Origin of the sequence: Enterobacter genomosp. S, from assembly GCF_001631805.1 — a bacterium.
Taxonomy (GTDB): Bacteria; Pseudomonadota; Gammaproteobacteria; order Enterobacterales; family Enterobacteriaceae; genus Enterobacter; species Enterobacter quasihormaechei.
Window position 1 is genome coordinate 350556 of record NZ_LVVA01000018.1, and the last position, 13016, is coordinate 363571.

13 protein-coding genes are annotated in these 13016 nt (G+C 55.2%); 7 read left to right on the forward strand and 6 right to left on the reverse strand.

From position 1 onward, the window contains the following. Window position 1: 1 nt before the first annotated feature. Genes fliI through A3466_RS12620 form a run of 6 tightly spaced genes read right to left on the reverse strand, consistent with a single transcriptional unit; the run spans window position 2 to window position 6184 of the window. Window positions 2–1321, reverse strand: a complete 1320-nt coding sequence (fliI, locus tag A3466_RS12595; protein ID WP_063450826.1) for a flagellar protein export ATPase FliI — start codon at window positions 1319–1321, stop codon at window positions 2–4. After that, a complete protein-coding gene (fliH, locus tag A3466_RS12600) occupies window positions 1308–2066 on the reverse strand; it encodes a flagellar assembly protein FliH (protein ID WP_063450827.1) in 759 nt (252 codons plus the stop codon). The genes fliI and fliH overlap by 14 nt, the downstream gene beginning before the upstream one ends. 3 nt (window positions 2067–2069) lie before the next feature. Further along, window positions 2070–3095 carry a flagellar motor switch protein FliG gene (locus A3466_RS12605; RefSeq protein ID WP_063450828.1) on the reverse strand — a complete coding sequence of 342 codons (1026 nt, stop codon included), beginning with the start codon at window positions 3093–3095 and terminating at the stop codon, window positions 2070–2072. Next, on the reverse strand, window positions 3064–4755 hold the full coding sequence (gene fliF, locus A3466_RS12610; protein ID WP_063450829.1) for a flagellar basal-body MS-ring/collar protein FliF: 1692 nt from the start codon (window positions 4753–4755) through the stop codon (window positions 3064–3066). The genes A3466_RS12605 and fliF overlap by 32 nt, the downstream gene beginning before the upstream one ends. A gap of 10 nt (window positions 4756–4765) precedes the next feature. Next, window positions 4766–5134, reverse strand: a complete 369-nt coding sequence (gene fliE, locus A3466_RS12615) for a flagellar hook-basal body complex protein FliE (RefSeq protein WP_063450830.1) — start codon at window positions 5132–5134, stop codon at window positions 4766–4768. Window positions 5135–5152: 18 nt separating this feature from the next. Further along, the gene (locus tag A3466_RS12620; protein WP_063450831.1) at window positions 5153–6184 is read right to left on the reverse strand and encodes a sigma-54 interaction domain-containing protein; all 1032 of its coding nucleotides are present in this window, start codon (window positions 6182–6184) and stop codon (window positions 5153–5155) included. Between the two features lie 536 nt (window positions 6185–6720). Between A3466_RS12620 and A3466_RS12625 the strand changes: the two genes are divergently transcribed. The 7 genes from A3466_RS12625 to A3466_RS12655 are packed head-to-tail and all read left to right on the forward strand — an operon-like array spanning window position 6721 to window position 13016. Beyond that, window positions 6721–7605, forward strand: coding sequence for a FliM/FliN family flagellar motor switch protein (locus A3466_RS12625; protein WP_063450832.1), 885 nt, complete (start codon window positions 6721–6723; stop codon window positions 7603–7605). After that, window positions 7598–7996 (forward strand): flagellar motor switch protein FliN, encoded by a 399-nt coding sequence (gene fliN, locus A3466_RS12630; protein WP_063450833.1) that lies wholly within the window; start codon window positions 7598–7600, stop codon window positions 7994–7996. Before A3466_RS12625 ends, fliN begins: the two co-directional genes overlap by 8 nt. Window positions 7997–8019: 23 nt before the next feature. Next, window positions 8020–8745, forward strand: a complete 726-nt coding sequence (gene fliP, locus A3466_RS12635) for a flagellar type III secretion system pore protein FliP (protein WP_074161031.1) — start codon at window positions 8020–8022, stop codon at window positions 8743–8745. Window positions 8746–8747: 2 nt separating this feature from the next. Continuing rightward, window positions 8748–9020 (forward strand): flagellar biosynthesis protein FliQ, encoded by a 273-nt coding sequence (gene fliQ, locus A3466_RS12640; RefSeq protein ID WP_063450835.1) that lies wholly within the window; start codon window positions 8748–8750, stop codon window positions 9018–9020. Window positions 9021–9026: 6 nt separating this feature from the next. Then, a complete protein-coding gene (gene fliR, locus A3466_RS12645) occupies window positions 9027–9800 on the forward strand; it encodes a flagellar biosynthetic protein FliR (protein WP_063450836.1) in 774 nt (257 codons plus the stop codon). Then, window positions 9797–10933 carry a flagellar biosynthesis protein FlhB gene (flhB, locus tag A3466_RS12650; RefSeq protein WP_063450837.1) on the forward strand — a complete coding sequence of 379 codons (1137 nt, stop codon included), beginning with the start codon at window positions 9797–9799 and terminating at the stop codon, window positions 10931–10933. The genes fliR and flhB overlap by 4 nt, the downstream gene beginning before the upstream one ends. Beyond that, the gene (locus tag A3466_RS12655) at window positions 10920–13016 is read left to right on the forward strand and encodes a flagellar biosynthesis protein FlhA (RefSeq protein ID WP_063450838.1); all 2097 of its coding nucleotides are present in this window, start codon (window positions 10920–10922) and stop codon (window positions 13014–13016) included. The genes flhB and A3466_RS12655 overlap by 14 nt, the downstream gene beginning before the upstream one ends.

Genomic DNA, 13016 nt, shown 5'->3' on the forward strand with positions numbered 1-13016 from the left:
CTTACCCTGCGTTTGCCAGCGCACAGAGATCGCTGATAGTGGGCTCCAGCAATGCCGCATCCTGAACCTCCTGCTGTAGGAATCCGACGATGGCCGGAGAGAGCCGAACGGCTTTGTCCGCCAGCGCATCGGCGCCGGCAACATAGCCGCCCAGCGGGATCAGCGGTTTGATATTTTGATATTCCGCGTAAAGCTGCTTAACGGTGCGGGCGGCCAGCTGGTGCTCGCGCGCCGTCACCTGGCTCATGCAGCGGCTGATTGACTGGCCAATGTCGATGGCCGGGTAATGCCCCGCCTCCGCCAGTTGGCGTGATAACACGATGTGACCATCGAGTACCGCTCGGGCACAGTCGACGATCGGATCCTGCTGATCGTCCCCTTCCGCCAGCACGGTATAAATCGCCGTCATCGATCCTGTGCTCTCGCTGTTACCCGCGCTCTCCACCAGCCGGGGGATCATGCTGAACGCCGAGGGCGGGTAGCCCTTGGTTGCGGGGGGCTCACCCAGCGAAAGCGCAATCTCGCGCTGCGCCATCGCGTAGCGGGTTAAGGAATCCACCAGCAGCAGAACGTCTTTCCCTTTGTCGCGGTAGTAACTGGCAATGGTGTGGCACAGTTCGGTCGCCTTAATGCGCATCAGCGGCGATTCATCCGCCGGCGCGGCAACAATCACCGATTTCGCCAGCCCTTCAGCCTGGAGGGAATTTTCGATAAACTCCTTCACCTCGCGGCCACGCTCGCCAATCAGGCCCACCACGACCACCTCGGCCTGCGTATAGCGGGTGATCATCCCCAGCAGAACGCTTTTTCCCACCCCGCTACCCGCCATGAGTCCGACGCGCTGGCCTTTACCGATGGTCAGCAGTCCGTTGATGGCCCGCACGCCCACGTCCAGCGGCGACTCCACCGGCTGGCGCTTAAGGGGGTGTACCTGGGGAAGCTGGGAAGACAGTAATGTATCCCCGCCGAGCCTGCCCTTTTCATCCAGCGGTTCGCCAAGGCCGTTCACCACCCTGCCCAACCACGCGTCACCAATCATGATGCTTTCGCTCTTTCCGGCAGGAAAAACGCGCGCGCCAGCAATCAGCCCGGACGGCTGCTTAAAGGGCATCAGGAAGGTGACGTCCCGATCGAAACCGACAACCTGAGCGTCAATCATGTCGAGCTCAACGCTCTCCACGTGGCAGAGCTGGCCTATCGCCAGACGGCAGCCAACGCATTCGAGGAGGATACCGTTAACCCGTACCAGACGACCCGCAACGCGTGCCAGATCAATCTGTTCGATAGAGCGCAGCGCGTGTTCAAAATCAAGATTGCTCATGGCTCTCTTCTGGCAGTAGTTTTTCTTTTAATACGGAGACACACTGGTCGAGACGGTGCTGGCAACCAATGTCCATCTCGGTAGACTCGGTCACTACGCGGCACTCCCCGAGCGCCAGCCCCGGGTCCGCAGCCAGGCCCCACTCACGGGCTTTTTCGGGCTCCGCTTCGCTAATGCGGCGGAACTCTTCAGCGTTAAGCAGGACGCGAATCTGTTCGGGCGGCTGCGGCAGGCTGGTCAACGCTTCCTCAACTAGCGCTAAAAGCTGGGTTGGATGGAGCGACAGCTCGCAGCGAATAACCTGCCGGGTGACCTTTTCGACCAGCTGTAGCAGCTCTTCGCGACGGCGCTGCTCGTAATTGTCCAGAAAGCGCTGAACGTTGGCGGTCATCTGCTCGAAGGGCGTTGCCGCCTCAAGAAACAGCTGGCGGGCCTGAAGCGCCCCTTCAGCCTGCCCTTTCGTCATGCCCTCTTCAAAACCAAGCCGCATGCCTTCCTGGTATCCCGCCTGCTTACCCTCTTCCACGCCCTGCGCAAAGCCCTGGTTCATTCCCTCCCGAAATCCCTCCTCAAGCCGCTGCTGATATTCAGCGGGGTTCAGAGAGACCGGCTCGTTTCCGGCTCCCGGCACGTCGGGCACGTTCACTCCCTTTCTTAACGGAGGGAACTTATACGGCCGCGGCTTTACGTCGGTTGGCCGGGCGGTAAACACGGGCTGCGGCGAAATACGCCGTTTTGTAAACATGGCTTATTCCACCGTTTGCTCTGCGAAGAGCTGTACCTGGATTTCACCCTCATCCACCAGTTGACGCAGCGTTTGCATGATCTCTTTACGCACTTGCTCAATGCGGCTGATCGGCACCGGACCAAGGCGCGTAACGGTGCTTTGCAGCAGCGTTACCTGACGCTTCGGCATAACGTTGAAGATCGCTTCGCGCAGGACCTGCTCGGTTCCCTTGAGCGCCACGGCCCAGTCTTCGATAGGCACTTCGTCTATCAGACGCTGTAGCGTGACCGGAGACTGACGGCTGAGGATAAAGAATTCGTACATTTCGTCCTGAAGCTCTTCAACGACGCTCTCATCGCGTTCACGCAGCTGGTCCAACAGCTCCTGCTGATTCTCAGGAATGCGGTTAACGATATCCGCTGCGTGCTTGATCCCTCTCAGCTTCGAACCATGCTCAGAGAGAACGGCAATGCCGCGATCGATCAGGCGATCGAGTTCATCAATCACGTCGCGGTTGATGTCGTCCAGCCGGGCAATACGATAGATAATCTCATCCTGTCGCTCGCGCGGCAGCACGCCGAGCACGCCCGCGGCGATGTCCGGCGGCAGGAAGGCAAGAAACACCGCTTGCATCTGCAAATGCTCATGCTCGATCAGCGCCGCCAGCTGTGGGGTATCAACCCACTGTAGGCGAGCCATGCGGTAGCGGATCTCTTCGCCATAGATGCCGTTGATCACGCTGCGGGAGATCTCGCTGCCCAGCGCCTTCTCCAGAATGCTGCGCAGATAGGAACGCGAGGCGCCGTTAATCCCGCTCTGCTCACTGTAATCAGAGAAGAAATTATTCATGGCCTGCCGCACCTGGCTCATTTTGACGTCGTGAAGCCGCGCCATGGTGTCGCTCAGGAGCATCACCTCTTCCCGGTTAAACTTCTGCATTACCTGCGCTGCGGCCTCTTCGCCCACGCTCATCAGCAGGATAGCGGCCTGTTCAAGGGGGCTACGGCCAGCAGAACTATTCGTTTGATTTCGCGTTGCTTCGGTCATTGCTGTTAATCCATTGTTTCAGAACCTCCGCTACACGCTCCGTTTCGTTCTGGGCGAGAACCTGTAGATACTCGACTTTGGTTTCCAGACCGGAGCTCTGCGGCGGCAGTTTGTCGTCATTGATATTGAATGCCGCTTTCGGCAGCACAGAAAGTTCATCTTCCTGCGGCGGTGTTTCCGTTGTTATGACAGGCAGTTCCTGCACATCGGCCTCGTGTTCAACGCGTTCGCGCCGTCCCAGGCGCTTAACGAGTGGGCGCACGCCGAACAGCAGCGTCAACACTGCCAGCAGGCCAATCCCCAGGTTTTGTCCCCAGAACTGCATATCAGGATCCTGCCACCACGCCAGCACCTCGGTTTCAACCGGTTTCTGTACGTTGAAGGCCAGCACATCCAGCGTCAGCACATCGCCACGCGTTTTGTCGATGCCCGCCGCGCTCTCCACCAGACGGGTGATCGAAGCCAGCTGTTCCGGGGTCGCGGCGGCCAGCGCCGGGGCTGATTTATTCAGCGCAACGGCCACGCTCAGCTTTTGCAGCTTGTAACCGGGATGGCGGATATGGCGAATATCGCGATCAAAAACGTATTTACGCTGTTCCTGACTGCGCGCGGAAAGCTTGCGCGGATCGGAGGACGGGCTGGCGGTCGCGGTATTACCAGCGGTCGCCTCGCCGCCCGCGGCCTGTGCCGCAGCAGCCTGAGGATTCTGGTTAACCGGACGATTGCTCAGCGACCCAGGGATACCAAACGCCATCTCATTGGTGATGTTCTCCTGGCTCAGCTGCTCGTCGCTCACCTTCGGTTCTTTGCCCAGACGCTCCTGCGTCTCCTCTACGCGGCTTAAATCGACGGTGGGTGCAACGCTAATGCGGAAATTGTCGCTGCCCACCAGCGACGTCAGCAGGCTGGAGACATTTTTGCTGGTATCTTCGCGAATACGCTGCGTCACATCGTTAGCAAGACGCTTTTCGCCGAGGGTGCCATCCTGGCCCTCAATGCCGCTCGACAGGAGGTTGCCCGCCTGATCGACCACGCGCACGCTGCCGGGTGCCATACCGGGCACCGAGCCAGATACCAGTTGGACGATCGACGCAACTTGCTGATCATCAAGCGTTTTGCCATAGCGCAGCTGAACCATGACCGACGCGCTGCTGTTGGGTTTGTTCGTGAGGACAAACGAGCTGGATTCGCTTAGGCCAAGATGAACGCGCGCATGCTCGACCGGCTGGAGCGCCATAATGCTCTTTGCAAGCTCGCCTTCCAGGCTGCGCTTGTAGCGCACGTTCTGGACAAACTGGCTGCTGCCCAGCATCTCCTCTTTGTCCATGAGCTCATAGCCGTCCGGCATGATCGCACTGATACCCTTAGCGGCCAGCGCCATACGCGCCTGAGGAAGTTTGCTCTCTGCGATCAACACCTGCCCGTTGTTGGGGTCGATACGATAGGGAATATTTTCCCCCCCCAGCACCTCAACCACCTGCGAGACAGGAATGTTTTCCTGCGCGCCATACAGCGCGACATAGCCCTGGTTGCGGTTCCACAGGGAGGCAACAATAGCGATCGCTAACGCCGCCCCCCCGGCAATGACCCACAATCGGGTACTCATCAGGCCGGCAGGCAGGGAGAGCGCGGAAAGACGATCTTTGATTTTGTTTAACACGGTACAAACCTTACAGCGGAGTATTCATCACTTCGTCGAGCGCGCTGTTAAGCTTGTTGCGCACCTGCATCATCGCCGAAAAGGCCACGCTGGCTTTTTGGCTCTCAATCATCGCGCCAGCCAGGTCGTCGCTCTGACCCATATCAATGGCGGTCTGCTTTGCGCCCGCGCTGTGCTGTAATGCATCCACCTGATTGATGGCGTTATCCAGCACGCGAGAAAACGAGACGCTATGCGTACCGGCAGAGGCGTTATGAGCCGGCGCAATGGTTGGAAACGTGCTGACCTGACCGGCAGAGGCCAGTCTGGCCGTTTGCCGCATCTGGTTCAGCAACATCTGCTGCGTGGGTTGCATACCTACAGCGCCTATCTTGTCCATCATTTTTCCTTACAAACTTCAGGAATAGCATTCAATATCAATGCCTTCATCGCGCATCGAGGCAAGGCGGTAGCGCAGCGCTCTCGGCGTAATCCCTAAAAACTCGGCCGTTTTCGATTTGTTGCCTTTATGGCGTTTAAGCAGGTCGATGATGTATTGATACTCCGCCAGACGACCGTGAAGCTTAACGTCCTTAATGGCGGAGCTGCCGCTCTCCTGCTCGCGATAGGCAGGCATGAGATCGACCGCTGGCGTTTCAGGAAGCGGGACGCGGGGTTCAAGACCAAAATCTTCTGCGGTTATCTCTTCCCCGTTACTCAGGATCATGCCCCGCTGAATCACATTCTCCAGTTCGCGGACGTTACCCGGCCAGTCATAGCCCAGGAGTGCTCTACGGGCCTCTTCGCTCAGGCGGATATTGCCCTTGTGGAAAGCGCGATATTTATCAATAAAACGCTGCACCAGCGGCAAAATATCCTGCTTGCGCTCGCGCAGCGGTTGAATATGAATAGGCACAACAGAAATACGGTAGAATAAATCCTGACGGAAACGACCTTCGGCGATTTCCTGCTGCAAATCTTTGTTAGTGGACGCAATCAGGCGAATATCCAGAGGGATACGCTTATGGCTTCCCAGACGCTCCACCTCCTGCTCCTGCAAAACGCGCAATAATTTCGCCTGCAAGGAGAGCGGCATATCGCCAATTTCATCCAGCAGCAGCGTACCGCCATTAGCCTGCTCGAATTTACCCGCCACGCTGGCGACAGCCCCGGTAAAAGCGCCCTTTTCATAGCCAAATAAAATGGCTTCCAGCATGCTTTCCGGAATTGCCGCGCAGTTAACACCTACGTAGGGGGCATCGTCACCGCAAGCGTGCTTATGGATATATTTGGCGATGCACTCTTTTCCTGTTCCTGTTTCGCCGGTAATCAATACCGAAACATTATATTTTGCAACGCGCCGCGCCAATGAAATTACGCCAACGCTGGCAGGTGAAACAGCGACAACGCCATCTACATTACGGTTTTCACGCCCAATGATAATGTTCATATTTTGAGCCCAAGTAATAAAACAATGTAACCAACAGCACGTTAGAAATTTATTAAAAAAATGATAACAAACTTATTTTCCGCACTTGCGCTACAAGGAGAAACTAATAAGCCATTAACAATGAAAGAAAACAAATATCTGCGTACTCTTCACAGGAAGCAAACCTTCCCTGAAAATGTGTTGCCTAGTATACGTTCCCGTTGAGAATTGTCTTATTTTTAATGCGTATTAAAGAATTAATCAATGTAAAACAATAATTTACGTGAGTTATTAAACTGAATTAATCCTAATTAATTATAGATTAATAACCGGAATAGTCTTGAAATAAAATGACTACAGATGTCTAATTCTCACTCTGAAAAAAAGCATGTAAATGTGTCTTGCGGTGTGTGAGCTTCTATTTATCTATAGCGACACAAAACCACCTGAAATCGTTTTTTTTCAGAAAAAATTTTACGTATGGTCGAAGAGCCCATCAGCGCGTCGTAAAAACGCACAACGGTTTCATCATGCATTGTTATTAAAGCGGAATGATTATGTACCCTGCTACCCAGCGCATCAGAATCCATCAGCAGGATAGTCTTCCTGAGCTGGAAATACTTGATATCAGCAAACTTGGTCGACCATGGCATAAACTTCCTAAGTCCATGAACGACAGCTTTGACATCCTTGATGCACGCCTTGGCATTTACTTCCTGAAAAAACTTCGGGTAAACGCCACGCTGGAATCAATGACATTTACTGTCGACCGTCATTTTAAAAATGCACAGATTTTTTCCACTCCCTATGGAAATCTCGGGTTCGTTATCGATCGCCTGCTGCTGCTAAATATCCTGCACGACTACTACGGTCTTAATAAAGACAGCGTGCATATTGAGCCAGATGAATCGATGCCGGTAACGAAAACGGAAGAGCGTTTACAAAGCAAGCTGGGCCAGGAGCTCACCTCTCTGATCATCTGTAAAGAGACGCTGGGTGAAGATCTCGAGATTAAAGTGGATTATTCCACCGTCATTAATCAGTGGCCGTGGTGTATTACGTTTAATCTGGAAGGCTATAAACACGGTAGTTTCAGCATACTGCTGGATAGCCACCACATTGACCAGATGCTGGCAAATTTGCGCTCACCCGTATCAAAAGAACACCGGCAGCGAAAAACGGACTCGTTGAGTCCCGCTCAGCTGGAGCGCTTGTTTGATAGTTTACCCATCAAGCTGAACGGTCGGTTAGCCAGCCTGAACCTCACCGTGGCGCAAATTGCCGACATTAAACCCGGGGATATTATCCCCATCACCATCAACGAACCGATGCCCGTTTTTATCGGTAAAGAGCAGATTTTCGAAGCCACAATAGCCGAAGATTACGGCAAGCTTTTCTTCTGCGACATCCATGAAAAGACGCCCGAGAAACAATATGAGTGATTTGCAACATGAGCTGAGCCAGTCTCTGGATTTGGACGATCTCAACCTCAGTGATATGCCGCAGGACGCGCCGGCAGAAGGCACTATCCGCAACGATTTACAGCCTGAGCCTTCACACGCGTCGATGACCGATATGCGCCGTATGGCGTTGTTTAGCCGTATCCCGGTTACCCTGACGCTGGAGGTCTCCTCCGTGGATATTCCGTTGTCGGAACTGATGAATATCAGCAGCGACTCGGTGATCGAGCTGGACAAAATGGCCGGCGAGCCGTTAGACATCAAGGTCAACGGTATCCCGTTTGGTAAGGCGGAAGTGGTCGTACTGAATGATAAGTATGGCCTGCGGATCATCGATTTCAACACCAAAGAGCTGGGCGAGCTGACCCGATGAACCGCGATATTATTCTGTGGGGCATGATGCTGCTGCTTTTCGGCGTGCTGTTTAATCAGCAGGCGATGGCGGCGAACGGCGATATTACGCTGCTCAGCACCGCAGCCAACGGCGATGGCCAGGACTACAACGTAAAGATTGAGATCCTGATCCTCATGACCTTACTCGGCCTGCTGCCGATTATGGTCCTGATGATGACCTGCTTTACGCGCTTTATTATCGTGCTGGCCATTCTGCGTCAGGCGCTGGGCCTGCAATCCAGCCCGCCGAATAAAATCCTGACCGGTATCGCTCTGGCCTTAACGCTGCTGGTGATGAGACCGGTATGGACCACTATTTACACCGACGCGGTTGAACCCTTTCAGAGCGATCGCATTACCCTGAAGCAGGCGCTGGTCAATGCTGAAGCACCGCTGAAGCGGTATATGCTTGCCCAAACCAATGAAAAGGCCATGGCCCAGATCATGACGATTGCGGGCGTGGAGGGGGATGCTCGCGAACAGGACCTGACGATCGTGACGCCCGCCTATCTGCTGAGCGAACTGAAAACCGCTTTCCAGATTGGCTTCATGATCTACATTCCTTTCCTGGTGATCGATCTAATTGTCGCCAGTATTCTGATGGCAATGGGGATGATGATGTTATCGCCTCTCATCGTTTCGCTCCCCTTTAAGCTGATGCTCTTTGTGCTTTGCGACGGCTGGACGCTGATCGTCGGCACGCTCACCGCCAGCGTGCGGGGACTATAGCCATGATGAATATGGACACCGCCGGCGACATCATGGCGACGGGCCTTCACCTCGTGCTGATGATCTCTGCCGTTGCGATTGTTCCCAGCCTGCTCATCGGCCTGTGCGTCAGCATTTTCCAGGCCACGACCCAGATCAACGAGCAGACGCTCAGCTTTTTGCCACGACTGGTGGTGACGCTGGGCGTGCTCGTTTTCGCCGGAAAATGGATATTGACGCAGCTGGTGGATTTTACCGTCCAGCTCTTCACCCAAGCGGCCGCGCTGGTTGGTTAAAACACGATGGCTATTGATATTCACGCGCTGATCGCGCCGCTAATGGCACTGGTGCTTCCTTTTTTCCGTATCCTTGCCTTTATCCAGTTCGCGCCGGTTCTCGACAACCGCGTCTTCTCGCGCCGCGTAAAAATCGGTACCGCGCTGGCGCTGGCTATTGTGATTGCCCCCATGCTGCCGGAGCGGGTCGTACTCACGGAACTGCTCTCGCTGCGCTCGGTGTTATTGATTGGCGAACAGCTGCTGTGGGGCATGCTCTTCGCGACGATCCTGCATCTGGTCTTTGTCGCGCTACAGACGGCCGGGCATATGCTTTCCATGAACATGGGGCTGGCGATGGCCATGATGAACGATCCGGTCAACGGCAGCTCGACAACGGTGATTTCACAGATTATCTACGTCTTTTGCGCCCTGCTATTTTTCATCACCGACGGCCATCTTCTGCTGGTCACCATCCTGTACAAAGGGTTCACCTACTGGCCCATCGGGCAGGCGATTAACCAGCCGACGTTGATGCTGGTTGCCCAGGGCCTGGGATGGATTATCGCTGCCGCCGTGCTGATTGCGCTCCCGACAACCTTTGTCATGCTGATCGTTCAGGGAGGGTTTGGCCTGCTGAACCGCATTTCACCGACGTTAAACCTGTTCTCGCTCGGTTTCCCAATCAGCATGCTTTTTGGGCTTCTGTGCATCTCGATGCTGGTCACGAACATTCCTGACCACTATCTCAACATGACTAACGACATACTGGCGAAGCTTGACGCCATAAGGGTGCAATAGTGTCCTCCAGCGGCGATAAAAGTGAAAAACCCACCCCCGGGAAACTGCGAAAGGCGCGGGAGAAAGGGGATATTCCCCGTTCAAAAGATCTCACCATGGCGGTGGGGCTTGTCGCTTCCTTTATCACGCTGGCGACGTTCCTGCCTTACTATCGCCAGCTTATCGGGGAGTCGTTTACCGCCGCCTCACAGATGGCGAGGGATATCGATAACCCCGCCGTGCTGAATCAGTTTCTTCTGCTTAACCTGAGCGTGATGCTGCGCTTTATCGCAACGCTTGTTCCTATTCCCGTGGCCTGCATCATCGCCAGCCTGATCCCCGGGGGATGGCTGTTTACGCCTGCCAAATTAAAGCCCGATTTTAAAAAAATCAGCCCGATCGCCGGTACAAAGCGACTGTTTTCAGCCAGCCACTATACGGAAGTGGGCAAAATGCTGCTGAAGTGTTCGGCGATACTGGCGGTGCTGTACGTGATGGTGGGCGATAACATGGCGGCACTGCTGAATCTGCAACGCCTGTACCTGAACGAGGCCATTCTCCGGGGATTTGCGATTTTCCATCACGTTGTCAGCTATTTCATCGCTGTTATCGTCTTTTTTTCCCTGCTCGATGTGCCGCTCAGCAAATTTATGTATACCAAAAAAATGCGCATGACCAAGCAGGAAGTGAAGGAAGAGCATAAAAACAACGACGGTAACCCGCAGATCAAGGGCCGGATCCGTCAGCTACAGCGACAGATGGCGATGGGGCAGATTACCCGCACCGTACCGACCGCCGATGTGATCATCACCAACCCGACCCATTATGCGGTGGCGCTGAAATACGATCCGCAGCAGGCGGAAGCTCCCTACATCGTCGCAAAAGGGATTGACGATGTAGCGCTGTGGATACGAGAAGTCGGTGCCAGCCATCGCATTGAGGTCGTGGAGTTTCCACCGCTGGCGAGAGCGGTTTACTACACCACCCGCGTTAACCAGCAAATACCGGCTCAACTCTTTCGCGCCATTGCGCACGTGCTGACCTATGTGATGCAGCTGAAGTCCTGGCGTGAAGGCCGCATTGAACAAAAACCCCGCCTGAACAGGCAAATAGACATTCCTCAAGAGGTATTTAAACACCATGGCGAACGGTAAGTTATCCAACGTGTTCGGCATGCTCCGGAAGGGGCAGATTGCTGTGCCTATCCTGCTTCTCTGCGTTCTGGCGATGGTGATCCTGCCGCTGTCGCCGCTGATGCTGGATATTCTGTTTACGTTTAACATCGTGTTGGCGGTCATCGTGCTGCTGGCCTCGGTCAATATGCAGCGTCCGCTGGACTTTGCCATCTTCCCGACGCTGCTGCTGATCACGACCCTGATGCGCCTGACGCTGAACGTGGCTTCCACGCGCGTGGTTCTCCTTAAGGGGCATGAAGGGGAAGGCGCGGCGGGTAAAGTCATCGAAGCCTTTGGACAGGTGGTCATCGGCGGCGACTTCGTCGTGGGTTTTGTGGTGTTTATCATCCTGATGATCATCAACTTCGTCGTCGTGACCAAGGGTGCAGAGCGTATCTCGGAAGTCTCGGCTCGCTTTACGCTGGACGCCCTTCCCGGTAAACAGATGGCGATTGATGCCGACCTGAATGCCGGATTGATCAACCAGCAGCAGGCTCGCAGCCGCCGTCAGGAGGTCGCCAAAGAGGCGGACTTCTACGGCGCGATGGACGGGGCATCTAAATTCGTCCGCGGCGATGCCATTGCCGGGATCATGGTTCTGATCATTAACGTGATTGGCGGGATCTGTATCGGTATCTTCAAATACGATTTAGAGGCCAGCGTCGCTTTCCGTCAGTACGTCCTGCTCACCATTGGTGACGGCCTGGTTGCCCAAATTCCGTCCCTGCTGCTCGCCACCTCCGCCGCCATCATCGTGACGCGCGTCAGCGAAGGCAATGACATCAGCGATGAGATCAAGACGCAGCTTCTTTCGAAACCGAAAGTGCTCTACACCGCCGCGTTTGTGATGTTTATTCTGGCGATTGTGCCCGGCATGCCGCACGTTGCCTTCCTGAGCTTTACCGCGCTACTGCTGTTTGCCGCCTGGCGTCAGAGCAAGGTAGTTCAGCCCGCCGCACCGGAAATGGACATGGAGGCGATCAACGAGGCGCTGGCCCCCGACACCTCCACGGCCATCACGTGGGACAATATCCCGCTGGTTGAGCCGATCGGTCTGAGCCTCGGCTACAAGCTTGTCACCCTGGTAGACGAGTCCAGAGGTAGCCCGCTTTCGCTGCGCGTCAGGGGGGTAAGGCAGGTCATTTCCGAACTGTGTGGGGTGCTGCTGCCGGAGATCCGCATACGCGAAAACTTCCGGCTGAAACCCTCGCAGTATGCGATTCATGTCAACGGCATACGCACGGCGGTGGCTGAAGTTCAGGCCGAAAAGCTGATGGCGATCCCCGGAACCGAGCTGTACGGTGAGATTGATGGCGTGCTGGACACCGATCCGGCCTACGGTATGGCGATCGTCTGGATCGATCCCGACCAGAAGGCGAAGGCGCTCAATCTGGGGTATCAGGTCGTGGATTGCTCAAGCGTGGTCGCCACCCACGTCAACAAGGTCGCGCGTGAATATTTACCGGAGCTGTTTAACTATGACGACATCACGCATCTGCACGCGCGCCTGGCCCAGCAGGCTCCCAAGCTTGCCGAGGACTTAAACGCCGCGCTCAACTATAGCCAGCTGCTGCGCGTTTATCGCCAGCTTCTGCTCGAGCAGGTATCGCTGAAGGACATTGTGACCATCGCCTCAACGCTGCTGGAAAGCTCGGCCATCACGAAAGATCCGCTGCTGCTTACCGCCGACGTGCGCTACGCGCTTCGCCGCGCGCTGGTGCATAACATCAACGGCGATCGCCCTCAGCTGGCTGCTTATACGATCGATAATCAGCTGGAAAACCTGCTGCTTAGCGCACTGAACCAGGCCCAGCAGGCGGGTAAAGTTGCTCTGGATAACTTCCCGGTCGATCCCAACATCCTGACGCAGCTGCAAAATACGATGCCAATGATCTACGAGCAGATGAAAGCGAGAAATATGCCTCCGCTGCTGCTGGTCACGCCGCAGCTGCGGCCGCTGATCTCCCGTTATGCCCGCCTGTTTGCCAAAGGTCTACACGTGCTTTCCTACAATGAAGTGCCTGACGATGCGGATTTAAACGTCGTTGGCACGCTGGCGTAA

Coding starts and splice junctions, on each gene's coding strand:
- fliI (WP_063450826.1), bottom strand. CDS start 1,321: ATGAGCAATCTTGATTTTGAACACGCGCTGCGCTCTATCGAACAGATT.
- fliH (WP_063450827.1), bottom strand. CDS start 2,066: ATGTTTACAAAACGGCGTATTTCGCCGCAGCCCGTGTTTACCGCCCGG.
- A3466_RS12605 (WP_063450828.1), bottom strand. CDS start 3,095: ATGACCGAAGCAACGCGAAATCAAACGAATAGTTCTGCTGGCCGTAGC.
- fliE (WP_063450830.1), bottom strand. CDS start 5,134: ATGGACAAGATAGGCGCTGTAGGTATGCAACCCACGCAGCAGATGTTG.
- A3466_RS12620 (WP_063450831.1), bottom strand. CDS start 6,184: ATGAACATTATCATTGGGCGTGAAAACCGTAATGTAGATGGCGTTGTC.
- A3466_RS12625 (WP_063450832.1), top strand. CDS start 6,721: ATGTACCCTGCTACCCAGCGCATCAGAATCCATCAGCAGGATAGTCTT.
- fliN (WP_063450833.1), top strand. CDS start 7,598: ATGAGTGATTTGCAACATGAGCTGAGCCAGTCTCTGGATTTGGACGAT.
- fliP (WP_074161031.1), top strand. CDS start 8,020: ATGATGCTGCTGCTTTTCGGCGTGCTGTTTAATCAGCAGGCGATGGCG.
- fliQ (WP_063450835.1), top strand. CDS start 8,748: ATGATGAATATGGACACCGCCGGCGACATCATGGCGACGGGCCTTCAC.
- fliR (WP_063450836.1), top strand. CDS start 9,027: ATGGCTATTGATATTCACGCGCTGATCGCGCCGCTAATGGCACTGGTG.
- A3466_RS12655 (WP_063450838.1), top strand. CDS start 10,920: ATGGCGAACGGTAAGTTATCCAACGTGTTCGGCATGCTCCGGAAGGGG.